The following is a 23220-nucleotide window of genomic DNA, read 5'->3' as shown; positions in this document are numbered from 1 at the left end:
CCTCAGGCGCTGGCCTTCTTCTTTTTCTCGGCGGCGACCTTCTCGGCCAGATCGCGGGCAATGGCAAAGGCGCCCTTGATCTTGTCGCTGTCCTTTTTCCAGTCGCGCCGCACCACGATCTTGTTGTCCTTGACCTTGGCCAGCCCGCGCTGGTTCTGGATGAACTCGACCAAACCTTCCGGCGAGGCGAACTTGTCATTGTGGAACTGGATCGTGGCCCCCTTCGGTCCGCCGTCCAGCTTGGCAATGCCGGCGCGTTTGCACATGGCCTTGATCCGCACCACCAGAAGCAGGGTGTTCACCTCTTTCGGCAGCGGGCCGAACCGGTCGATCAGCTCGGCGGCAAAACCCTCCAGCTCGACCTTGGTCGACAGCGACGACAGGCGGCGATAGAGGCCCAGCCGCACGTCCAGATCGGGCACATAGTCTTCGGGGATCAGTACCGGAACGCTCAGGTTGATCTGCGGCGCCCACTGGTCGTCGGCCTCGCTCAGCCCCTCCATCTCACCGGCCTTGATCTTGGCGATCGCCTCTTCCAGCATCGACTGGTAGAGTTCATAGCCCACGTCGCGCATCTGGCCCGACTGTTCCTCGCCCAGCAAGTTGCCCGCGCCGCGAATGTCCAGGTCCTGGCTGGCCAGCGTGAACCCCGCCCCCAGCGTATCGAGCGACCCCAGAACCCGCAGCCGCTTTTCGGCGGCCGGCGTCAACCGCGCGCGCGGCTTGGTGGTCAGATAGGCGTAGGCGCGGGTCTTGGACCGCCCCACCCGGCCCCGGATCTGATAGAGCTGCGCCAGCCCGAACATGTCGGCCCGGTGCACGACCATTGTGTTCGCGGTGGGAATGTCCAGCCCGCTTTCCACGATCGTGGTGGCCAGCAGGATGTCATACTTGCCGTCATAGAAGGCGTTCATCCGGTCGTCCAACTCGCCCGCGGCCATCTGGCCATGGGCCACCACATAGGTCAGTTCCGGCAGCTGTTCCTTCAGGAATTCCTCGATCTCGGGGAGGTCCGAGATGCGCGGCACCACATAGAAACTCTGCCCGCCACGATAGTGCTCACGCAGCAGTGCCTCGCGGATGGTGACGGCATCGAACTCGCTGACATAGGTGCGGATCGCCAGACGATCGACGGGCGGCGTGCCGATGATCGACAGGTCGCGCACGCCGGTCAGGCTCAGTTGCAGGGTGCGCGGGATCGGCGTTGCGGTCAGTGTCAGCACATGCACGTCCGAGCGCAACTGCTTGAGCCGCTCCTTGTGGGCCACGCCAAAATGCTGCTCTTCGTCGATGATCAGCAGGCCGAGATTCTGGAACCGGATGCCCTTGGCTAGCAGCGCATGGGTGCCGATCACGATATCGACCGTGCCCTTGGCCAGCCCCTCGCGGGTCTGCTGCGCCTCTTTGGCCGAGACGAAACGTGACAATTGCCGGACTTCCAGCGGGAAGCCCCGGAACCGGTCCTTGAAACTGGCGGCGTGCTGGCGCGCCAGCAGCGTGGTGGGAGCGATCACCGCCACCTGCAGTCCGGACATGGCCGCAACAAAGGCCGCACGCATGGCGACCTCGGTCTTGCCAAAGCCCACGTCGCCGCAGATCAGGCGATCCATCGGCGTTCCCGAGTGCAGGTCCTCCATCACGTCGGCGATGGCGCGCAGCTGGTCCTCGGTTTCCTGATAAGGGAAGCGGGCGCTGAACTCCTCCCACGCGTGGGGCGGCGGGTCCATGATCGGGGCCTTGCGCAAGGCGCGTTCGGCCGCGATGCGGATCAGCCGGTCGGCCATCTCGCGGATGCGTTCCTTGAGCCGCGCCTTCTTGGCCTGCCACGCGCCACCGCCCAGCTTGTCGAGCAGGCCTTCCTCGTGCCCGTATTTCGACAGCAGCTCGATGTTTTCGACCGGTAGGTACAGCTTGGCGCCTTCGGCATATTCCAGCAGCAGGCATTCATGCGCGGCGCCAAGGGCGGTCACGACCTCCATGCCCATGTACCGGCCGATGCCGTGATCGACATGCACCACCAGATCGCCGGGGCTGAGCGACTGGGTCTCGGTCAGGAAGTTCTCGGCCTTGCGGCGTTTCTTGGGCTGGCGGATCAGCCGGTCGCCCAGCACGTCCTGCTCCGAGATCACGGTCATGTCGGGCGTCTCGAACCCGTGCTCCAGCGCCCAGACCGCCAAGTGCAGGCCGCGCTTGCCGATCCGCGAACCGTCGGGCACCGGGATTGCCTCGGCCAGGCCCTCATCCTCGATCAACCCGGTCAGGCGTTCGCGCGCGCCTTCGGAATAGGACGCGACCAGAACCGGCCCCTTCTCAAGCTTGTTTTTGATGTGGCTGGCCAGCGCGCCGAACAGGCTGATGCTTTCCTGCTGGCGCTCGGGGGCAAAATTGCGCCCGATCCGACCGCCCGCGTCGATCACCCCCGGGCCGCTGGCCTGTGGCAGAGGGCCGAACTGCAGCACCCGCCGCTGCGCCACCGCCTTGGTCCAAGCAGCGTCGTCCAGATACAGCAGGCCCGGCGGCGTGGGTTTATAGACCGAATCCATCCGCGAGCGATTCTCGAGCGCCAGGCGTCGGGTTTCGTATTGATCGGCGATGCTGTCCCACCGGGCCAGACGCGCGGGCGTGACCTGATCGTCCAGCGTGATCGTCGCATCCGGCAGATAGTCGAACAGCGTTTCCAGCTTTTCGTGGAACAGGGGCAGCCAGTGTTCCATGCCCTGATGCTTGCGCCCGGCGCTGACCGCCTCGTACAGCGGATCATCCGTGCCGGCCGCACCGAATTCGATGCGATAGTTCTGACGGAACCGGGTGATGGCGGCCTCGTCCAGTATCACCTCGGAGACCGGAGCCAGCTCGACCAGATCGAGCTTTTCCGTGGTGCGCTGGGTGGCCGGATCGAAGCGGCGCGCGCCGTCCAGCACGTCACCGAACAGGTCCAGCCGCACCGGCCCTGCTTCGCCCGGCGGGAAGATGTCGATGATTCCGCCGCGCACCGCATAGTCGCCGGGCTCCATCACCGTGGGGCTTTGGCTGAACCCCATGCGCACCAGAAAATCGCGCAGCGCGGCCTCGTCGATGCGCTGGCCGACCCGAGCGGTGAACGCCGCCTGCCGCAGCACGTCGCGCGCCGGCACGCGCTGGGTGGCCGCGTTCAGCGTGGTTAGTAGGACAAAGCGCTCAGGCATCTGGTGCACCAGCGCCGCCAGGGTCGCCACCCGCGCCGCCGCGATGTCGGGGTTGGGCGACACCCGGTCATAGGGCAGGCAATCCCAGCCGGGAAACAGGATCACCGGCATGTCGGGCGCAAAGAAACGCAGCGCCGCGCGCATTGCCTCGGCACGTTTGTCGTCGCGTGCCACATGCAGAACCGGCCCGCCCGAGCGGGCAACCTCGTTCAGCACCAGCTGCGCGTCAAACCCCTCGGGGGCGCCGCCGACTGTCACGTGGTTCGGAGCCTTCATCACGCTGCCTTTCTGAATCTGCTATCCCAGAACGCCTATCGAAAGGTTCTGATACATGCCCCACATCGAAGTGACCAGTATCGCAAACATGCCGATGACCTGCGTCGCCAGCCGGCATCGATGCAGCGCCTTGGACACAGCTTCAATCGTCAACTCCTGCCGCCGCAGGTTTCGGGCCACCCGCAGGCTGTTTGCGCCGACAAGAACCATCGGGAACAACAGCAGGAACACCGCCTGGGCGAACTCGACCTGATAGTAAAACCCCAGTGTCGCCAGCCCCGCGAACAGGAAACAACACAGCGCCAAGATCACGACCCCCGAAACATCGGCAATGTAGAGGATGCGATTGGTGTTGATCCGCACGATGTCTAGCAGGTCGGTCTCGGCCTGGCCTCCGACGCGGCGGGCGCGCACGACCAGATCATAGGGAACGCCCATCACCCAATGGCTGGCTGTCGACCACAGCACCGCAAGCGCGATCCAGTACCACAGATTCGAAAAGCTGCGCATGTCGATGAGTTCGAAAATCGAGGAGTACCAGTCCAAACTCGGTCCTTTAATTCAAAATTCTCAGGCGGTTCTATCGCAACGGCGCGGCTATTGGTACCCTTGAGACCTGTGCAAATTCATGCCACCCAATGCGCGAATGTTCAAGGAGAACGCGCCATGAAACCGACAATCGCCCCCTACCCCTACGGCCGCTTTCGTCGCGCCCGCCAGTCCGAGGCGATCCGGGGCCTGGTACGCGAGAACACCCTGACCGTTGATGACCTGATCTGGCCGGTGTTCGTGCGTGATGGCGAGGGCATCGAAGAGCCCGTGCCCTCGATGCCCGGCGTGGTGCGCCGCTCGGTCGATCTGATCGCCAAGGCGGCGGCCGAGGCGCAAGCCATGGGCATCCCGGCGATCTGCCTGTTTCCCTACACCGATCCCAGCCTCAAGACGCAGGATTGCGCCGAGGCGTGGAACCCCGACAACCTGTCGAACCGCGCCATCCGCGCGATCAAGCAGGCCGCACCTGAAATCGCGGTGATGACCGACGTCGCGCTGGACCCCTACAACATCAACGGCCATGACGGTTACGTGGTGGACGGCAAGATCGTGAATGACGAAACGGTCGAGGCGCTGGTCAAGATGACGCTGGCTCAGGCCGAGGCCGGAGCCGACATCATCGGCCCGTCCGACATGATGGACGGCCGGATCGGCGCGATGCGCCAGGCGCTTGAGGCCGCCGGCCATCACGACGTCATGATCCTCAGCTATGCCGCGAAATATGCCAGCGCCTTCTACGGACCCTTCCGCGATGCGGTGGGGGCATCGGGCGCGCTGACCGGCGACAAGAAGACCTATCAGATGGACCCGGCCAACTCGAACGAAGCGCTGCGCCTGATCCAGCGTGACCTGACCGAGGGCGCCGACATGGTGATGATCAAGCCCGGCATGCCCTATCTGGACATCTGCCGGCGGGTCAAGGACACGTTCGGCGCACCCACCTATGCCTATCAGGTGTCGGGTGAATACGCGATGATCCAGGCCGCAGCGCAGAACGGTTGGATCGACGGCGAAAAGGTGATGCTGGAAAGCCTGCTGGCCTTCAAACGCGCGGGCTGTGACGGCATCCTGACCTATTTCGCGCCGCAGGTCGCCCGGCTGCTGCAAGGCTAATCCCACGGGACTCCGCGATTTTTCGCCGATCGGCCGGCCTTGGTCTGCCGGTTTTCCCGTGACACCCGACGCCGTTCGGCGTATTCTTGCACACAAGACCGGGACCACCCGGCTTTTCAGGCACATCGACAGAGAAAAAGAAACATGAGCAGCTCCAACACACCACGACTGAGCCGTCGCGGCTTTGCCTTTGGCATGGCCGGACTGACCCTGACCGCCGCTTGCGGCAACGGCGTCGGAAACTCGAACGCGGCAACGATCGATGCCCGCGTCGATGCCACGCTGACCGAGATGTATACCCGCTACCCGAACACCCAGGAAATCGCCAACAAGGCCAACGGGATGCTGGTCATGCCGCTGATCACCGAGGCGGGCTTCGTCTTTGGAGGCGGCTACGGAAAAGGCGCACTGCGCATCAATGGCGCCACGGTCGACTACTACTCGGCTGTCAAAGGCACTGCGGGGCTGCAGATTGGCGCCCAGCAATACGCCCATGTCCTGTTCTTCATGACCGAAGACGCCCTGAACGATTTCCGCCGCTCAAGCGGATGGACCGCCGGCGCGGACATTGGATATGTCGTCAGCGACCAGGCGGACCAGTTGTCGACCGACCTGACCACCCTGCGCAAACCCGTGCTGGCGGCGGTCTTCGGTCAGGCTGGGCTGCAATTGGGCGCGACGGTCGAAGGCATCAAATACACGCGCATTATTCCCTGACCCCCTGACCCCCCTCAAGAAAACTCCGTCACTGGCCAATGCCGTGGCGGAGTTTTTCGTTTCAGGCGCAGATTCCGCGGCGCGGCCTCTTTCGGTCGCCAGAGCCATGAATTAACCTTCGCCTGATCTGCAAATTCAAATGGTGCGCTGCTGATGGGTGTCGTCTTTCGCTGGTTGATGCGTATCGCCTCGGGTCTGGTCCTGCTGACCCTCGCGGCGATCGGTCTGGTGTATTTCCTGGCCAGCCAGTCGCTGCCTGACTACGACCAAACGCTGCAGGTCAAAGGCCTGAATGCCCCGGTCGAGATCGTGCGCGACACAGCCAACGTGCCTCACATCCTGGGGCAGACCGACCCCGACGTGTTCTTCGGTCTGGGCTATGCGCATGCCCAGGACCGGTTGTGGCAGATGACGGTCATGCGCCGGACCGTGCAGGGACGCCTGTCCGAGGTTTTTGGCCAGCGGACCGTGCATATCGACAAACTCATGCGTCGGCTGGATCTATACGGGCTGGCGCATCAGTCCTTCGAGGTTCAGGACGATTACACCAAGGCCGCTCTTCGCGCCTATGCCGCCGGTGTCAATGCGCGGCTGGACGAAATCAACGAAAACGCCCTGGGCCGCGGCGCGCCCGAAATGTTCTTGTTCAACGCACCGGTTGCTCCTTGGCAACCGGGTGACAGCATAGCCATGATCAAGCTGATGGCGGTTCAGCTATCCGGGCATTTGCAGGACGAAGTGCTGCGGGCGCGCACCTCGTTGATGCTGAACGATCCGCAGCGGCTGTCAGATATTCTGCCGGACGTGCCTGGCGCGGGCATTGCAGCGCTGCCCGAATATGCGGCGCTGTTTCCCAACCTGCCCCGCTATGCCGCCAATTCTGAACCGGCGCCCTCATGGCTGAACCCGGTCCCGCAGCGCGGGTTGGCGGGTGCCTCGAATGCATGGTCTGCGGCTCCGTCGCGCTCGGCCACCGGTGGAACCCTGTTGGCCAACGATCCCCATCTGGGCCTGACTGCGCCGGGGATCTGGTATCTGGCGCGTCTTGAACTGGCCAAGGGCGGCGTGATCGGCGCCACCATCCCCGGCATTCCGGCGGTTATGTCCGGCCGCAGTGACCGGCTGGGATGGGGCTTGACCTCGTCCTATCTGGACGATCAGGACGTGCATATCGAAAGAGTGAATCCCGACAACCCCGAGGAATACCTGACGCCCGAGGGATTCAAACCCTTCAAGTCGCGCCCTTCAATCATCGAGATCAAGGACGCCCCCCCGATCACTCTGACCCTGCGCTGGACCGAGAACGGCCCCGTCCTGCCCGGCACCCATTACAACTTGGAAACCATCACACCGCCGGGGCATGTCGCCTCGCTGTCTTGGACGGCGCTCAGCCCGCGCGACACCTCGATCAGCGCCTCAATGGCGCTGATGAGCGCGGATACCGTGCGTGAAGCGATTGAAGCCGCTGAGCTGTTCATCGCACCGTCGCAAAACCTGTCGGTAGTCGACAAGACGACCGTCGGCATGAAACTCATCGGCGCAATGCCCAGCCGCGACCTCAACAACCAAAGCCGCGGCCGCATCCCGACGCCGGGCTGGATCGCGGCAAACCGCTGGCAGGGGCGTCTGCCCTATTCCGACAACCCCGAATTCGTGGCTCCGGCCGGCGGCGTACTGGGCAACACCAACAACAAGATCATGGACCGGCCCTTCCCCCTGCACGTGTCCTATGAATGGGGCGATACGCAGCGCGTCCACCGCTGGGAATTCCTGATGCAATCCCGCGAGGTGCACACCCGCGACAGCTTCATCGAGGCGCAGCTGGACACGGTCAGCTTCACCGCGCGGTCGCTGCTGCCGCTAATTGGGGCCGACCTTTGGTTCACCGGCGATGCCGCGCCCGAAGGCACCCTCGAACGCCAGCGCCAGATCGCCCTGACCCTGCTGGCCGAATGGAACGGCGAGATGAACGAGCACCTGCCCGAGCCGCTAATCTACGCGGCCTGGGTCCGCGCGCTGCAAAAACGCCTGATCGCCGATGACCTCGGGCCGCTGGCCAAGGAATTCAAGCATGTCGAGCCCCTGTTCATCGAACGCGTCTACCGCGACATCGACGGGGCCTCGGCCTGGTGCGACGTCCGGCAGAGCGCGCCGGTGGAAACCTGCACCGACATGGCCCGGCTGGCCCTGGACGATGCGCTGGTCTGGATCTCCGAACGTTATGGCAGCCAACTGGAATCCTTGCGCTGGGGCGATGCCCACCAGGCCACCCATGACCACCCGGTGCTGGGCGAGGTTCCGGTGCTGCGCTATTTTGTTAACATCCGCCAATCGACCAGCGGCGGCGACAACACCCTGCTGCGCGGGCGCACCTCGGGCGAAGGGCCTGACCCGTTCCAGAACGTGCACGGCGCGGGCTATCGCGGGGTCTATGACTTTGCCGACCCCGACAGCTCGGTCTTCATCACGGCCACCGGGCAATCGGGCCACTTCCTGTCGCGCTACTATGACGATCAGGCGCAACTTTGGCGCAGGGGTGAGTACATTCCAATGTCGCTGGATCTGGATCTGGCCCGCGCCGCCGCCGTCGGGACCACCCGTCTGATGCCGCAATAGGCGGGGTTTCGGCGGACCCCCGCCCCTTTTTTGTCGCCCCGTGGACGTGGCCCCGTGGCTTGGCCTACCATTCCGGAGCGCCCGGACCGCAGCGCGAGGGGGAAAATCATGGCCAGTTTGCGCGATACCCTGAACAATCTAGCCCGCGACTATGCCATCGCCTGGAGCTCGGGTGACGCCGATGCCGTGGCCCAATTCTTTACGTCGGATGGGCAGATCACGATCAATCGCGGCGACCCTATCGTCGGCCGGGCGGCCATCGCGGAAATGGCGCGCGGGTTTCAGACTGACTTTCCCGATCTTGAAGTGCGCTGCGATATGCTGCGATGGGCCGGTCCCCACGCCATTTTCGTCTGGACCCTTGAAGGGCACCATGCCCAGACCGGCAATGCGGTGATCACGCGCGGCTGGGAAGAATGGGAGCTGGATGCGGAGTACAAAATCCAGTCGTCGTTGGGCTGGTTCGATGCCGACGACCATCAGCGCCAGATCGACGGGACCTGACCGTCAGAGGCCCGCAAACTGGTTGGCCTGCTTGTCGGTCCAAAGAACGGTGATCTCGAACCCGTCCTCGGTCTGTTTTTCGCCGCGCACCACGTCCTGTCGGAACAGCCAGGCGCGTTTGTTGCCGTCGGCGAACCCCAGTTTCAGAACCTCTTCCCGGCGCACGCCCTGCAGGATTGTGGCGATCTCGGACAGCAGCGGGTCGATGCCCTCACCGGTCACGGCCGAGATCGGGAACACCGCCGGATCGCGCTCGGCCCGGGCCTGCACGGCCTGCCGGTCTTCGTCGGACAGAAGGTCGATCTTGTTCCAGACTTCAAGCTGTGGGCGGGTATCGTCCACACCCAGCGAGGCCATGATCGTGCGCACATCCTCGGCCTGCTCTTCGGTCTCGGCATGGCTGATGTCGCGGACATGCACGATCAGATCGGCGGCCAGAACCTCCTCGAGCGTGGCGCGGAAGGCCGCGACCAGTTCGGTCGGCAGGTTCGAGATGAAACCCACGGTGTCCGACAGGATCACCTCGGGGCCGTCGGGCAGTTCAATCCGGCGCATGGTCGGATCCAGCGTGGCAAACAGCATGTCCTTGGCCATGACTTCGGCCCCGGTCAGGCGGTTGAACAGCGTCGATTTGCCCGCGTTGGTGTAGCCCACCAGCGCCACGATCGGATAGGGCACCTTGGCCCGCGCGGCGCGGTGCAGGCTTCGGGTTTTCACGACCTTCTGCAACTGGCGGCGCAAGCGGACCAATTGATCGTCGATCGCACGCCGGTCGGCCTCGATCTGGGTTTCCCCCGGCCCGCCGACAAAGCCCAGCCCACCGCGCTGACGTTCAAGGTGGGTCCAGGCCCGCACCAGGCGCGTGCGCTGATAGCTGAGCGCGGCCATCTCGACCTGCAGCACCCCCTCGCGCGTGCGGGCGCGGTCCGAGAAGATTTCCAGAATCAGCCCCGTCCGGTCGAGGATCTTGACCTTCCAGGCCTTTTCCAAGTTGCGCTGCTGAACCGGGGTGACCGGCCCGTCGATCAGAACCAGCTCGATCTCGTTTTCCGCAAAACGCGCGCCCAGTTCCTCGATCTTGCCGCTGCCGAACAGCAGGCCGGGCTGCGCGCGTGGCAGGCGCACGATCTCGGACCCGATCACATCCAGATCGGGCAAGGCGGCAGCCAGCGCCACCGCCTCTTCCAGCGCCGGAACCGGGTCGCGGCGCTGGTCATCTGACTTGATATCGGGATGCAGCACCCAAGCCCGGGTGCGCCTCCGGTCATGTTCCATCAAGAGGCGTCTTCGCCCTCATACAGGTTGATCGGCTGCGACGGCATGATGGTCGAGATCGCGTGCTTGTAGACAAGCTGCGACTGTCCGTCGCGGCGCAACAATACGCAGAAATTGTCGAACCAGGTGATGACACCCTGCAATTTCACGCCGTTGATCAGGAAAATTGTAACGGGAACCTTTGCTTTCCGTACATTGTTCAGGAAGGCATCCTGAAGATTCTGTCTGTCCGAAGCCATATTTTGTTATCTCGCCGTTGTTCTTGCTTACGCGCTGCGGACCAACGCGCTCCCTCCGCGCGAGTATGGAGTGACGCGCAGAGATATTCCAGATGAAAAATCAGGCAGTAACGTGAAGGCCCGAATTGGCGGTTCAATCCCGCCACAGGGCCGGAGTGATCAACGCGATGATCGCCAGAGTCTCCAGCCGGCCGATCACCATCCCGGCGCACATGGTCAGCTTGGACCCGGCCGACAGATCGATCAGACGGATCGGCAGATCGGTGGCCAGTTCGATCAACGGACCGGTCGTGCTCAGCACCGCGACGCTCAGCACCATGGCTCGCTCAAACCCAACCCCCTCGGCGGCCAGAACGACATCAAGCAACGCAAGCGTCAGCGCGAACATCATCAGAAAGACCCAGGCGATGAACGCACCCTGACTTTGGATGCGGCGGTTGCCACCGCCTGCCCCGCTTACCGATGACGGGTGGATCAGCCTGTCCAGTTCACGCGCGCCATTCAGGTACAAAGCATAAACCCGCAACAGCTTGACCCCGCCGGCGGTGGTGGCGACTCCGCCCCCGATAAGCGCAAGCCCCATCAGCACAAGCCCCGGTGTTCCCAGACCGGACAACTGTTGCGCGTCGTTCCAATAAGCGCTTTCGAACCCGGCCGTCGTCAGGAACGACATCACCGTGAACAACATGCCCCAGATGACGTTCAGCGTTTGCAGGCCCGTCACCTGCCCGCCGATCTCGGCAACCCCGGCCAGCACCCGGAAGACCAACAATGCCGCCACGCCGACAACGATCATCAGGCCGATCCGGAATTCCGGATCGTGGTCCAGCCGGGAATAGCCGGTTGTTGCGGTGTCCTTTGAGAAGGTCAGGCGGGACAAGGCAAAGAACAGGAACAGAAACAGGATGGCCTCGCCGGTGATCCCGGCGGTGGACCCTTCCAACCCGCCCACTGGCGATATGCCGGACGTGGCCATCACCGACATTGCGTGGCAGATGGCCGTCAGGCCCTTTTCTCCGGCGATCAACAGCAAGACCCAGATTACCGCTGTGAGGCTGGCATAAACCGGGGTCAATGTCGCCGTCACACGGAGCAGTCGCCCCCGCGGGTCAACCCTTTCGCTCTGGGCTACGCCGGAAACCGGGCGGCCCGGCTGTCCGCGCGCGGTAATCTCGAACCCGCCCAAGGACAGAGGCGCCAGGATCGCAGCCGCCGAGATCCACATCAGCAACCCACCCATCCAGCCGACGAGTGCCCGCCACAGGTGAACCGGCGCCGACAGGCGCTCGGGGTCGGGAAACAGGTCCGCTCCGGTGGTGGTGATGGCGCTGACCATGTCAAAATAGGCGTTCAGAAAGGTCGTGTTCCCCAACGCGTCATGGACCGGAACGGCCAGAAACAACGGCAATACCGTCAACGAGCCCAGCAGGACCGCCAACTGCCCCAAGGTTCCGCGCCGCGGCTGCCGGCTGGCCGTCGCCAGGCCTACGATCGTGACCAGGAACAGCCCAACCAAACCCGAATAGAAGAACGACCGCGACGTTGGATGGTCATCCAAGGCAAGGGCGTAGATCGCCGGGATCCACATCGCCAGGGACACAACCGCCGAGATCAACAGAAACAGCGGTAGCCGCCGAATAACGCTGATTTTGGGTGCGCGGGCGACAGCCATCAGAAAAAGTCGATCGAAACCTGCATCAGGCGTTCGACCTCGGGTACATCATTGGCCATTGCAAAAATCGCAACCACGTCCTTTTCGTCAATCCGCAGACTGCCAGTGGGCCGCAGGACCTCGTCGCCCTTGCGCACCGCGCCGACCAGGACGCCTTCGGGAAAGTCGATGTCGCGCAGTTTCTGCCCGGCCATTGGCGAGGTCGACAGCACTTCGGCCTCGATCACTTCGGCCTCGGCATCGCCGATCGAATAGACCTGTCGCACCCGGCCATGCCGGATATGGCGAAGGATCGAACTGACGGTCGTGGCCCGCGGGTTGATATAGGCGTCAATCCCCAATGGCCCCATCAAGGCCACCATGCTGGGGTCGTTGATCAGCGCAATCGCCAGCGGACAACCTTCGGCCTTGGCCCGTACCGCAGCCAGCATGTTGGTCCGGTCATCATCGGTGACGGCCAGCATCGCGTCCGCGCGCTCGATCCCCGCTTCGCTCAACAGCGCGGAATCCAGACCGTCGCCGTTCAGAACGATCGTACGCTCCAGCGACTCGGCGGCCAGTTCCGCACAGCGCCGGTCACGTTCGATAACCTTTGCACGGATGCGTCCCTCGCGCTCTTCCAGCGTCCGGGCGACTTCGAGGCCGACGTTCCCGCCGCCCACGATGACCACGCGATCCTGTTTTTTCTGTGATTTACCGAATACTTCCATCGTACGATCAACGTCTTGGACGCTGGTAAAGACATAGCATTCGTCACCGACGAACAATTGGTCCTCGGATTCCGGCGCAAACAGCGTTCCGTCGCGGCGAATACCCACCACGATGGCGCTAAGCGTTGAAAACAGGTCTGTCAGTTGGCGCAGGGGCGTGTTGACGATCGGGCAATCCTCGGCGATCCGAATACCCAGAAGCTGCGCCTTGCCATCCATGAACAGTTCCGTGTCAAAAGCCGCAGGCGCCGACAGGCGGCGCATGGCTGCTGCGGCCACTTCACGTTCGGGGCTGATCACCACGTCGATCGGAAGATGGTCGCGGCGGTACAAGTCGCGATGGATCGCTTCGAGGTAGGATTTCGACCGCAACCGCGCGATCTTGCGCTGGATCGAGAACACCGAGTGCGCCATCTGGCAGGTGACCATGTTCACCTCGTCCGAATGGGTCGCGGCGATGATCATGTCGGCGTCACGGGCTCCGGCCCGCTCGAGCACGTCGGGATAGCTGGCGAAGCCGGCGATGCCCTGAACGTCCAGAGTCTCGGTCGCCCGGCGTACCAGGTCAGGGTTGTTGTCCACAACGGTGACGTCATTCAATTCGCCCGAAAGGTGCCGAGCAATCTGCCAGCCCACCTGGCCGGCGCCACAAATGATGACCTTCATGCCTTTGGCCTTTCTGCCTGAGCGTTTTGAATGACAGATGCCCACAGAGCGGTCAATCGAATTGTCATGACGGCCTGTGTGATGCAAGATAAGCGAATGAAAACAGTGCTTCGATTGCTTGTTCCCCTTGCCCTGCTGGCCGGATGCGGGCCGTTGTCGATGTATTATCGCGAAGGCGAAAGCGTCTCGCGGATGCAGGCCGAAACGACCGAATGCCAAGTGCAGGCGCTGAAGGATGCACCGGTTGCAAACCAGGTGCGCCAAAGCCCGCCCACCTATTGGCCGGGCCGCACCTATTGCGACGGGCGCGGGCGATGCTACCGCACCGGAGGATGGTGGGAGCCGGGCCGCGTTTACACCGTAGATGTAAATCAGGGGCTGCGAAACACGGTCGAGGCGCAGTGCATGGCCAAGAAGGGATACCGCCCCGTCAGCCTGCCGCCCTGCAAACAGTCGGTCAAATCGGGCGTTCCGCCGACCCGAACAACCGTCCTGCCGCCATTGGGCACGGCCTCTTGTTTCGTCAAATTCGACGACGGGTCATTCCAGATCATCACGCCGGGGTTGCCGGGCTGATCGACTGACCTCAGTCCAGATCGTCGGGTGACGATCGCCGGCGGAGTGACAGGAACAAATGTGCTGCGATGGCGGCCGCATAGAATACAAGTACTGCCACAAACATCGAGCCTTCTCCGGCGCGCCAAAGGATTGCAAGCAGAACAGGTGTGCCCAGCAGGTTTCCCGCATTTCCCATCTGCGCCATCGCCCCATAACTCAGCGCCTGATCCCGGGCCGAGCCATTCAGTTGAGGAACCGCCGCGAAACTGCCGCCCTGCACCAGGCCCAACACCGCAAACAGTGCAATGCCGACAATGGGCAGAGGCGCTCCGAAAAACAGCAGGGCAAGGGCAGCCATCCCGGCCGCAAAACCAAGATTTACAACCGTGACCGCGGTCAGGAACGTCAAGAGCACGGGTACCGCGATCCACGACAGCACGATACCTGCCAGCGGCATCAGACTGGCTACAAGAACCGACTGATCTTCGGGCATACGGCCGGGCAGGATCGCCAGCAACGACACGAAGGTCAGTGTATAGAAGAACCATCCGATCGCCGGTGCTGCCATGCGAGGCGAGCGGTAGGTTTCTAGATGCGTCTGCAGGATGGACCCCAGCCCCCACCCATGCCGTTCCGTCGCGATGGGCGGAACCTTTGGCGGAAACAGGGCGACCAGTCCTGCAATCAGCGCCATCAGGAACCCGTGGCCCATGAAGAAATCCGCCAATCCAAAACGCTGGATCAACGGAAGGCCGAACCAAGCGTTCAGCGCAAAGGCAACTCCAAAGAAAGAACTCCACAACACCATGGCGGCATTGCGCGCGGCTCCGCGTGTGATCTGTGCGATCAGCGTCGGAGCAGCAACCACGATCGCCAGATGCGAAACGCCCTCGATGATCCGGCTGCCCAGCATCACGTGAAAACCGGGAATGGTGGACTGGAACACCGATACAACGCCGCCCAGAAGCAAACCGAACACCAGCAGGCGGACCGGTCCTAACTGCGCGGTAATGGCGCCTGACATGGCCCCCAGCACGGCGCCCATCAAACTGATGATCGACAACAACCAGCCGATCGAATCCCCATAGCCTGGGTACAATGCACCGACCGCGTCGAAGGCAACGGCGATCTTGGCGAATTGCGTGGCCGCGCCCAGTCCGGCCACCCATAACAGGATCACCTGCAGGAATATGCGAAAAGATTGTGTCACACCCGAGTTCTACCCTCGCCCCCCGGCGAGGTGAACGCATATATTATGCGGCGCGTACGCGCGTGCCGCTGACAAGGCGCACTGGGGTTCCATCGGCCAGATACAGCCGCTCCCATACGATTTGGCCTGCGCTGATGGTGATCTGGTCGTGCATGGCCTGAGAAGTGATGAAAGCTTTGGGATTTGGCACCTGAAGGTCCCACCAACCCTCGTCCGTCAGCTCCATTTCGGCCTGGCGGATCTCGTCGGTCGCAAACTGCCACAGCGACACCCCCAACAACGAGTGCTGGCTCGCTGACCAATCCCGTGCGCGGCTGGGTGAATAGGCCAGACAAACATGGCTCGCTTCGTCCACCAGATGCAGACAGGCTTGCGAAGTGCCGACAAGCCGCTTCAGTGCTGCATCGTCGGCGCGGTGATCCGAAAGCGCCGCGAAAACCGCGGCCTGTTGTTCAGGGCTTGGGGTCTGGACCCCGTTTTCCCAGCGCGACACCGTGGCCTGATCGACCCGCATCACATGTGCAAGCGCCGCCTGCTTCATCCCGGTGGCCCGCCGAAGCCGTTTGAGACGACGACCAAAGGCGGGAAATCCCTTCTGGATCATCGATAGCGTCATGGCCGGGCGCCTCCCGTTGTCCTGCCGGTATGGCCGGCCCCTATTCCGCCGGTTCAGGCTCGTCTAGTTGCGCCACCCGCGCGCCCGACTTGTTCGACGTGACTACACCCAACGATTTCAGCTTGCGGTGCAAGGCGCTGCGTTCCATTCCAACGAAACTGGCCGTGCGGCTGATATTGCCGCCAAAGCGATTGATCTGGGTCAGCAGATACTCACGCTCGAACGCCTCTCGTGCCTCGCGCAGTGGCAGCGTTGCCAGAGCGCCCGACAGCACGACCCGGCCGGAATCGTCGGCCTTTTCCTCCTCATTCGGCAATTCCCGCGCTTCGATCGGTCCGGTGCCATCACCAAGGATCAAGACCCGCTCGACCAGGTTCTTCAACTGGCGCACGTTGCCGGGCCAACTCATGGTCTGCAGCAGAGCGACGGCCTCTTCCGACAACTCGCGCACGGGGAGGCCCTGGGTTTCGTTGCACATCTCGATGAAATGCTTGGCGAGGACAGGAATATCCTCGCGCCGTTCTTCCAAAGACGGCACCGCGATCGGGACGACGTTGAGGCGGTGATACAGCTCTTCGCGGAACCGGTCCGCGGCAATCTCGGTTTCAAGGTCGCGGTTAGTGGAAGAGATCACACGCAGATCGACACGGACGTTGTCCGAGCCACCCACCCGCTGAAACTGCTGATCAACGAGAACGCGCAAGATCTTGGACTGCGTGCCCAACGGCATGTCGGCAACCTCGTCGAAATAGACCACACCGCCATGGGCCTGTTCGAGCAGACCGGATTCAACGCCACGCTCGGCGGATTCACGGCCGAACAGAACTTCTTCCATGCGCTCGGGCTCGACCCCGGCGCAGTTGACCGTGACAAAGGGCGCGTTCGCCCGGTTCGAGTGGGCGTGAATGTAGCGCGCGGCGATTTCCTTGCCCGATCCGGCGGGACCGCGCAGCATGACCCGACCGTTGGATTTGGTCACCTTGTCCAACTGGCTCAGCATCGCGCGGAACGCAGCCGACTTGCCGATCATATCGGAATTGCTGACTTCCTTGCGCTTGAGCGAGGCATTCTCGCGACGAAGGCGCGACGTTTCCATCGCGCGGCGGATCACCACCATCAACTGATCGATGTTGAAGGGTTTTTCGATGAAATCATATGCCCCCTGCTTGATCGCAGCGACGGCGATTTCGATATTTCCGTGCCCCGATATGATCACCACCGGAACATCCGGATTGTCGCGTTTGACCGCCTTCAGAATGTCGATCCCATCCATGCGGCTGTCCTTGAGCCAGATGTCCAGGATCAACAGCCCGGGTGGTTCCGCGTTGATCGCAGCCATGCACTCGTCCGAGTTGCCGGCCAGCCGGGTGGAATATCCTTCGTCCTCCAGAATGTCGGACACCAGTTCGCGAATATCGCGCTCGTCATCTACGATCAGAATGTCGCTCATCTTTGGCCTGCTTTCAGTGTCTTGGATTTAATTGCCTGCTTTTGCGGCGCTGCGACCGGGGCCGTGTTGGCCTTCGGCAACCGGATCACGGCCATTGCGCCAAAATGGTCCTGTCCGTCGAACACGGGCGCATCCTCAAGGGTCAGCGTGCCGCCGTGTTCTTCAATAATTTTCTTGACGATGGGAAGGCCCAGGCCAGTCCCTTCGTCGCGCGTCGTCACATAGGGCTCGAACAGCCGCGCCCGGTCTTCCGGCAGCCCGATGCCGTTGTCCGCGATGGTGATCAGTGTTCCGTCGTCATCCGTGGACAGGCGCACCTTGATCTGCGGGCTGAGGTTGTCGGGCGGGCCCTTCTTTTTCAGGGTTTCGATCGCTTCGCCGGCGTTCTTGATCAGATTCGTGAGCGCTTGGTTCAACATCGTCGCGTCCACATCAGCCAATACTGGCTTGTCCGGGATCTCCGCATCGATCTGAACGTCTGGCTGACCGGCCTGCTGCAGCAGAACCGCCTCACGCACCAAGCCCGCGATGTCTTCCTCGTGCCGGTCGGGCTCGGGCATGCGCGCGAACTTCGAGAATTCGTCGACGATCCGGCGCAGATCGTTGGTCTGACGGACGATCACGTCAGTCATGGATTCCAGGCTGGCGCTGTCCTCTTCATCCAGCTTCCGCGCAAACTTCCGCCGGATGCGTTCGGCGCTCAGCTGAATGGGGGTCAGCGGGTTCTTGATCTCATGCGCGATGCGGCGTGCAACATCACCCCAGGCCGCCATACGCTGGGCGCTGACCAGATCGGTCACGTCGTCAAAGGCGACCACGTAACCTTCCAGCCTGCCGTCCTCGCCGCGTCGGGTCGCCATCCGGACCAGCAGGTTTTCCAACTGTCCCTTGCGGGTGACCTTGATTTCGTCCTGAATTGCTTCCTGGTTGCCTTCTTTCAGCGCTTCGAACAAAGGCAGGAACTCGGGCACGGCGATGCCAATAGCCAGTTGTTGCTCATGGCCTTTCCAGTCAAGCAAGCGCTCGGCCGAGCGGTTGACGAATGTCACCTGACCATCCGGATCCACCCCGACAACGCCAGAAGTCACCGAGCTGAGCACCGAGTCGAACAGTCGGCGGCGGCTTTCGATCTGGCGGGTGTTTTCCAGCAGCGTACCCCGCTGCGCCTTCAATTGCCGGGTCATCTGGTTGAAATAGCGCCCCAGCATGGCGATTTCGTCGTCGCTGGCCTCCTCGATGACCTGCACGTCCAGATCACCGGCCCCTACCCGCTGCGCGGCGGTGGTCAGGCGACCAACCGGGCGCGAGAGCCGCTCGGCGAACCACATACCCAGCGAAACGGCCGCCAAAATAAGGATTACCGCGAACCCCAGATACAGCAGCCCGAACTCGAACAGCACCCTGCCCCGTTCGTTTTCCAACTGTTGATAGAACTGCGCGGTTTCCTTGGTGTCGTCCAAAAGGGTCAACAACTGGCCATCTACGGCGCGGCTGACATACAGGTATCGGTCCAGATAGGCGCGCAGCGGCACCAGAGCCCGGAATTCGTTGTTGGGCCAGTCCGCGATGATCAACAGACCCTCGTCTCGGGCCTGCTCCAACTGCTCGGGTGTCGGCGGTTCGTAGTTGAACAGATAAGACCTGTCTCCGCGGGCCCGGATTTCACCACTGCCGTCAATCACGTAGGCTTCGCGCAGTCCGCGCTGAATCTGTGCCTGCCCCTGGGCCAGCACCTCGCGCAGCTCGGCATCCGAGATGTAGAAGTCCAGCTTGCGTGCATTGTCCAGAAACCGCGCAAGAACCGTGGCATCCTGCGTCAGACCCTGTTCGTGCTCTTGTTCATAGGCCTCGGCGGCCGTCAGCGAAGATCCGACCACCTGCCTGACCCTGTCCGAGAACCATCCCTCAAGCCCGATATTCACGGTCAGACCGGCAAAAATCGCAACCGTCACCGTGGGCACCAGCGCCAACAGCGTGAACGCCCCGATCAGCCTCAGGTGTAGGCGAGAGCCCGCCGATTTGGCCCGGCGCGCCGCAATAAGATTGCCCAACTGCCCCAGAACCAGGGCCGCCACGACCAGAATGTAGACAAGGTCTGCCAGCAGAATCAGCCGAAGCGTGGGGGCATTCGCACCCAGGTCAAACGGCCCGATTACAAGGTAGGTCGCAAGTGTCAGGACCGGCCCCAACACAACCAGCCCCAAGGTGCCGAAATTGCGCAGTTTCCGGGACTTACGCCACCGATTCAGGGATAATGCCGGCCGTTTCTGTGCCCGGGATACCACCGTCTGCCCTCATCCTGATGTGCCGCTTTCGCGGCGTACCGCCATATGTCGTGGTCTTTTCCGGGATCGTGCCCGGATGCCACGGTTTGTGTGGCGAGATTACATCAGTTTGCGTCGACGTGTCACCTGAATATCGAGATCAGTAATTTTTTTGCGCAGCGTATTCCGGTTGATCCCCAGCAAATCAGCACATTTTGCCTGATTTCCTCCGGTCGCATCCAGAGCGATTTCGATCAACGGTGCCTCGACCTCGCGCAGAATGCGCTGGTACAGACCCGGTGGCGGCAGCATGTTTCCATGAAGGTCGAAGTAACGCCGCAGATGCCGCGCAACCGACGACGACAGCTTCTCTCGTTCGCTCCCGCTCAGCAGTGGTTCGGCCTCGGGCTGACTGCCCAAGACGGCCTCGACCTCGGACTTGGTGATTTCGTCGGATCGGCTGGTCAGGCTCAGCCGTCGGATCGCGTTTTCCAATTGCCGCACGTTGCCGGGCCAGGAATACCGGCGCACAAGTTCGATCGCGTCAGGGCCCAACCGCCGCTTTGTGCCGTTTTCGCGTTCTTCACGGGCCAGAAAATGCTCGGCCAGCAACAGGATGTCGTCGACCCGCTCGCGCAGGGCTGGCACATGGATGGTGGCACCGCAGAGGCGGTAGTAAAGGTCCTGCCGCACCCGCCCGCTTTCCATCGCCTCGGTCAGGTCCGACTGGCTGGTCGCCATGAAGCGCGGAACGTGGTCGCCGGGCGTATCCATCATCCGCACGATCCGGGCCTGGATTTCATCGTCCAGGTCTGCAATTTCGTCGATCAGCAAGGTACCGCCGCGCACTCGGGCCATGACCCGGGCCGGACCCTCCAGGTCGCGCAGGTCTGCTGCAGTAGCAGTCACAAAGGGCAGTGTCCGCCGGTCTGAGAAATCGTGAATTGCCCGCGCAATCGAAGATTTGCCCGTGCCACTTTCACCGGAAATCATGACCGAGAGATCGGTGTTCATGACCCGGGCAACCAACCTGTACAGGGCTTGCATCACCGGCGTCCGGCCAACCAATGGCAGCTCGTCGGGGCGGTCTTCGGATGTGTCCGCGGGTTCGATCTGAACCCGCTGCTTGCGGTCCAACGCCCGGGCGGTGCGCTTCATCAGATCCGGCAGGTCGAACGGCTTGGGCAGATAGTCATAGGCATCCGCCTCGGCCGCCTGGATCGCCGTCATGATCGTGTTCTGGGCCGAGATCACGATCACCGGCAAGCCCGGCCGGTCCTGCGCGATTTTGGGCAGCATTTCCAACCCGTTGCCATCGGGCATGACCACGTCCGAGATCACCACGTCGCCCTTGCCCTCGCCGACCCAACGCATCAGCGTCGTCAGGGACGAGGTCGCATGCACCTTGCAGCCCGCCCGCGTCAGGGCCTGGGTCAGAACCGTCCGGATCGTTCTGTCATCATCTGCAACCAGTACCGTGCCATCCATCTGGTGTTCTCCTTGATTATTCTTTGTCCTGCCCTGCCTCGCGCGGCGCGCGGCGCAGTGACAGCCGGAAGACTGTCCGCCCCGGCACCGACTCGGCCGTGATCCAACCGTCGTGGTCGGATACGATCTTGCTGACCAGTGCCAAGCCAAGGCCGGTGCCGTTTTCCTTGCCGGAAACGAACGGGTCGAAAATGTCGCCGCGGATGTCCTCGGGCAGGCCCGGGCCATCATCGATGATCTCGATCTGCAGCGGTAACGAGTGGCCCGAGCCATCACTGCGCCGCAGGCGGAAGGAATGTTCGAAATAGGTGTGCAGGCGGATCGTCCCGCCCTCGGGGCCGGCGGCCTCGGACGCGTTCTTGAGCAGGTTCAGAACCACCTGTAACAGCTGATCCGGATCACCATAGGCCAGTGGCAGCGACGGGTCGTAGTCCTCGATTATGGTCATGTCCGCGCCAAAGCCCAGCAGCGCCGAGCGGCGCGCGCGGTCCAAAACATCGTGGATGTTGACCGGCTTGAACTCGGGCCGCGAGAGGTTTCCGAACTGCTCGACCTGCTCAAGCAACTTCACGATCCGGCGGCTTTCGGCAACTATAAGATCTGTAAGTTCAAGGTCTTGCGGGCCGATATTCATGCTCAGCAACTGTGCGGCACCGGTGATCCCGGCCAGCGGGTTCTTGATTTCATGGGCCAGCATCTCGGCCATGCCGATCGCCGACTGCGCCGCCGATTTGACCGTGTTGCCGCGGGTCATTCGGCTGGCCAGTTCGCGCGGCGAGACGATCATGATCATCGACCCCGGATGCCCCAGCAGAGGCGCGATCTGCAGCGCGCATTGCAGCGGCGCGCGATTGCCCGAACCCACGTCCACGTCATTCACGAACAATGGCGTGCCCTGTTCGCGGGCGCGCGTGAACGCCTCTTCCAACGGCGCGTCCACGGCGATCTGGTCCCAGACCGGATGCCCGACCACCGATTTGCGCGAAGCGTTCAGGAACCCCTCACCCGAGGAATTGACGTCGGCGATGCGATCCTCGGGGTCGATGATGAAGGCGGGAACCGGCAGCGATGCCCAGATGACCTGATCCGAAATCATGCTGCCACCTCGGCATTTTCCGTCAACGCGTCGCCGATCAGCCGCAGAACTTCGGCCGGATCGCGCGAGGTCAGGACAGCGCGGCGCAGCGACGCCGGCGTTCCGGCCTCGTCCATGTACCAGCCCAGATGCTTGCGTGCGACACGCAGCCCCAGATCGGTGCCATAGAACCCCAGCATCGCTTCATAATGCGCCCGCACTATGTCGGCCAGATCGTCGCCCTCGGGAACCTCTGGCGCCGGCGTCCCCCACAACTCGTGCGCGATCTGCGCCAGCAGCCAAGGTTTGCCCTGCGCGCCACGGCCCACCATGACGCCATCCGCGCCCGACTGTTCCAGCGCCGCCTGCGAACGCTCAGGGCTGGTGATGTCGCCATTGGCCACGACCGGAATGCTGACGGCCTCTTTGACCGCCCGGATCGCGGCCCAATCCGCCTCACCCTTGTAGAACTGACAGCGCGTGCGCCCGTGGATCGTCACCATCTGAACGCCGGCCTCCTGCGCCCGCCGCGCCACGTCCGGCGCGTTCAGTAGCGTGTCGTCCCAGCCCAGTCGGGTCTTGAGCGTCACCGGAACGTCCACCGCGCCCACGACCGCCTCGATCAAGGTCAGGGCGTGGTCGGGCGTCTTCAACAGGGCCGAGCCGGAATAGCCGTTCGTCACCTTCTTGGCCGGGCAGCCCATGTTGATGTCGATCACCCGCGCGCCCCGGTCGGCAACCTGCCGCGCGGCCTCGGCCATCCAATAGGCGTCGCGCCCGGCCAGTTGTACGGCGGTGTTTTCCACATCCGCTGACAGTTCGGCCCGTTCGCGCACGCCGGGCTTGGCCTGCACCATTTCCTGGCTGGCGACCATCTCGCTGACCACCATCCCGGCGCCGAACCGCATGACGAGGTCGCGAAACGGCCGGTCGGTGATTCCGGCCATCGGCGCCAGCAGAACCGGCGGGGTCAAAGTTTTCTCGGCAATTCGCAGCGTCAACGTGCCTAATCCTTGAGCATTTGCGGTTTTCAT

At 62.8% G+C, this 23220-nt stretch carries 18 protein-coding genes; 5 read left to right on the top strand and 13 right to left on the bottom strand.

Annotated features, from left to right (window positions below):
• Positions 1-2: 2 nt before the first annotated feature.
• A complete protein-coding gene (gene mfd, locus ACR0BA_RS02535) occupies positions 3-3461 on the bottom strand; it encodes a transcription-repair coupling factor (protein ID WP_480726298.1) in 3459 nt (1152 codons plus the stop codon).
• A 21-nt stretch (positions 3462-3482) separates the two neighbouring features.
• Positions 3483-4007 carry a component of SufBCD complex gene (locus tag ACR0BA_RS02530; RefSeq protein WP_170338895.1) on the bottom strand — a complete coding sequence of 175 codons (525 nt, stop codon included), beginning with the start codon at positions 4005-4007 and terminating at the stop codon, positions 3483-3485.
• A 120-nt stretch (positions 4008-4127) separates the two neighbouring features.
• Here ACR0BA_RS02530 and hemB point away from each other — a divergent pair, with 120 nt between their 5' ends.
• From hemB to ACR0BA_RS02510, 4 genes are all read left to right on the top strand, one after another.
• Positions 4128-5126: a porphobilinogen synthase gene (gene hemB, locus ACR0BA_RS02525; RefSeq protein WP_480726296.1), complete on the top strand. Its 999-nt coding sequence runs from the start codon at positions 4128-4130 to the stop codon at positions 5124-5126.
• A 144-nt stretch (positions 5127-5270) separates the two neighbouring features.
• Positions 5271-5843, top strand: a complete 573-nt coding sequence (locus ACR0BA_RS02520) for a lipid-binding SYLF domain-containing protein (RefSeq protein ID WP_093962230.1) — start codon at positions 5271-5273, stop codon at positions 5841-5843.
• A gap of 153 nt (positions 5844-5996) precedes the next feature.
• Entirely contained in the window at positions 5997-8459 is a 2463-nt protein-coding gene (locus ACR0BA_RS02515; RefSeq protein ID WP_480726295.1) for a penicillin acylase family protein, read from the top strand.
• A 108-nt stretch (positions 8460-8567) separates the two neighbouring features.
• Positions 8568-8963, top strand: coding sequence for an SgcJ/EcaC family oxidoreductase (locus tag ACR0BA_RS02510; RefSeq protein WP_480726293.1), 396 nt, complete (start codon positions 8568-8570; stop codon positions 8961-8963).
• A 3-nt stretch (positions 8964-8966) separates the two neighbouring features.
• Here the strand turns inward: ACR0BA_RS02510 and hflX are convergent, their stop codons facing one another.
• From hflX to trkA, 4 genes are all read right to left on the bottom strand, one after another.
• Positions 8967-10238 (bottom strand): GTPase HflX, encoded by a 1272-nt coding sequence (gene hflX / locus ACR0BA_RS02505; protein WP_480726291.1) that lies wholly within the window; start codon positions 10236-10238, stop codon positions 8967-8969.
• A complete protein-coding gene (gene hfq / locus ACR0BA_RS02500; protein WP_005982826.1) occupies positions 10238-10477 on the bottom strand; it encodes an RNA chaperone Hfq in 240 nt (79 codons plus the stop codon). Before hfq ends, hflX begins: the two co-directional genes overlap by 1 nt.
• Before the next feature lie 133 nt (positions 10478-10610).
• Complete coding sequence (locus tag ACR0BA_RS02495) at positions 10611-12149, bottom strand: TrkH family potassium uptake protein (protein ID WP_480726290.1); 1539 nt, start codon at positions 12147-12149, stop codon at positions 10611-10613.
• Positions 12149-13525 (bottom strand): Trk system potassium transporter TrkA, encoded by a 1377-nt coding sequence (gene trkA, locus ACR0BA_RS02490; protein ID WP_093962234.1) that lies wholly within the window; start codon positions 13523-13525, stop codon positions 12149-12151. The genes ACR0BA_RS02495 and trkA overlap by 1 nt, the downstream gene beginning before the upstream one ends.
• A 96-nt stretch (positions 13526-13621) precedes the next feature.
• Between trkA and ACR0BA_RS02485 the strand changes: the two genes are divergently transcribed.
• Positions 13622-14101 carry a hypothetical protein gene (locus ACR0BA_RS02485; protein ID WP_170446311.1) on the top strand — a complete coding sequence of 160 codons (480 nt, stop codon included), beginning with the start codon at positions 13622-13624 and terminating at the stop codon, positions 14099-14101.
• A 10-nt stretch (positions 14102-14111) separates the two neighbouring features.
• On the opposite strand, the gene ACR0BA_RS02480 is transcribed toward ACR0BA_RS02485, so the two are convergent.
• The 7 genes from ACR0BA_RS02480 to dusB form a co-directional block, all read right to left on the bottom strand.
• A complete protein-coding gene (locus ACR0BA_RS02480; protein ID WP_480726288.1) occupies positions 14112-15293 on the bottom strand; it encodes an MFS transporter in 1182 nt (393 codons plus the stop codon).
• Positions 15294-15336: 43 nt separating this feature from the next.
• Positions 15337-15909 (bottom strand): helix-turn-helix domain-containing protein, encoded by a 573-nt coding sequence (locus ACR0BA_RS02475; protein WP_480726287.1) that lies wholly within the window; start codon positions 15907-15909, stop codon positions 15337-15339.
• Positions 15910-15949: 40 nt separating this feature from the next.
• Positions 15950-17359: a nitrogen assimilation response regulator NtrX gene (ntrX, locus tag ACR0BA_RS02470; RefSeq protein ID WP_170338876.1), complete on the bottom strand. Its 1410-nt coding sequence runs from the start codon at positions 17357-17359 to the stop codon at positions 15950-15952.
• On the bottom strand, positions 17356-19644 hold the full coding sequence (locus ACR0BA_RS02465) for a sensor histidine kinase NtrY-like (RefSeq protein ID WP_480726285.1): 2289 nt from the start codon (positions 19642-19644) through the stop codon (positions 17356-17358). The genes ntrX and ACR0BA_RS02465 overlap by 4 nt, the downstream gene beginning before the upstream one ends.
• Positions 19645-19743: 99 nt before the next feature.
• Positions 19744-21111 carry a response regulator gene (locus ACR0BA_RS02460; protein WP_480726284.1) on the bottom strand — a complete coding sequence of 456 codons (1368 nt, stop codon included), beginning with the start codon at positions 21109-21111 and terminating at the stop codon, positions 19744-19746.
• 16 nt (positions 21112-21127) lie between these two features.
• The gene (locus ACR0BA_RS02455; RefSeq protein WP_480694466.1) at positions 21128-22207 is read right to left on the bottom strand and encodes a two-component system sensor histidine kinase NtrB; all 1080 of its coding nucleotides are present in this window, start codon (positions 22205-22207) and stop codon (positions 21128-21130) included.
• A complete protein-coding gene (dusB, locus tag ACR0BA_RS02450; protein WP_480726283.1) occupies positions 22204-23220 on the bottom strand; it encodes a tRNA dihydrouridine synthase DusB in 1017 nt (338 codons plus the stop codon). The genes ACR0BA_RS02455 and dusB overlap by 4 nt, the downstream gene beginning before the upstream one ends.

The sequence above is a fragment of the Ruegeria sp. CI5 genome (assembly GCF_056536885.1).
The sequence above is the reverse complement of the archived record's forward strand: the minus strand, read 5'-3'. Positions and strand labels throughout refer to the sequence as shown.

What these genes read in the sequence shown, in the direction of transcription:
- ACR0BA_RS02495 (WP_480726290.1), bottom strand. Translation starts at nt 12,149, where the DNA reads ATGGCTGTCGCCCGCGCACCCAAAATCAGCGTTATTCGGCGGCTACCG.
- ACR0BA_RS02475 (WP_480726287.1), bottom strand. Translation starts at nt 15,909, where the DNA reads ATGACGCTATCGATGATCCAGAAGGGATTTCCCGCCTTTGGTCGTCGT.
- hflX (WP_480726291.1), bottom strand. Translation starts at nt 10,238, where the DNA reads ATGGAACATGACCGGAGGCGCACCCGGGCTTGGGTGCTGCATCCCGAT.
- hemB (WP_480726296.1), top strand. Translation starts at nt 4,128, where the DNA reads ATGAAACCGACAATCGCCCCCTACCCCTACGGCCGCTTTCGTCGCGCC.
- hfq (WP_005982826.1), bottom strand. Translation starts at nt 10,477, where the DNA reads ATGGCTTCGGACAGACAGAATCTTCAGGATGCCTTCCTGAACAATGTA.
- dusB (WP_480726283.1), bottom strand. Translation starts at nt 23,220, where the DNA reads ATGAAAACCGCAAATGCTCAAGGATTAGGCACGTTGACGCTGCGAATT.
- ACR0BA_RS02515 (WP_480726295.1), top strand. Translation starts at nt 5,997, where the DNA reads ATGGGTGTCGTCTTTCGCTGGTTGATGCGTATCGCCTCGGGTCTGGTC.
- ACR0BA_RS02510 (WP_480726293.1), top strand. Translation starts at nt 8,568, where the DNA reads ATGGCCAGTTTGCGCGATACCCTGAACAATCTAGCCCGCGACTATGCC.
- trkA (WP_093962234.1), bottom strand. Translation starts at nt 13,525, where the DNA reads ATGAAGGTCATCATTTGTGGCGCCGGCCAGGTGGGCTGGCAGATTGCT.
- ACR0BA_RS02455 (WP_480694466.1), bottom strand. Translation starts at nt 22,207, where the DNA reads ATGATTTCGGATCAGGTCATCTGGGCATCGCTGCCGGTTCCCGCCTTC.
- mfd (WP_480726298.1), bottom strand. Translation starts at nt 3,461, where the DNA reads ATGAAGGCTCCGAACCACGTGACAGTCGGCGGCGCCCCCGAGGGGTTT.
- ACR0BA_RS02460 (WP_480726284.1), bottom strand. Translation starts at nt 21,111, where the DNA reads ATGGATGGCACGGTACTGGTTGCAGATGATGACAGAACGATCCGGACG.
- ACR0BA_RS02485 (WP_170446311.1), top strand. Translation starts at nt 13,622, where the DNA reads ATGAAAACAGTGCTTCGATTGCTTGTTCCCCTTGCCCTGCTGGCCGGA.
- ntrX (WP_170338876.1), bottom strand. Translation starts at nt 17,359, where the DNA reads ATGAGCGACATTCTGATCGTAGATGACGAGCGCGATATTCGCGAACTG.
- ACR0BA_RS02520 (WP_093962230.1), top strand. Translation starts at nt 5,271, where the DNA reads ATGAGCAGCTCCAACACACCACGACTGAGCCGTCGCGGCTTTGCCTTT.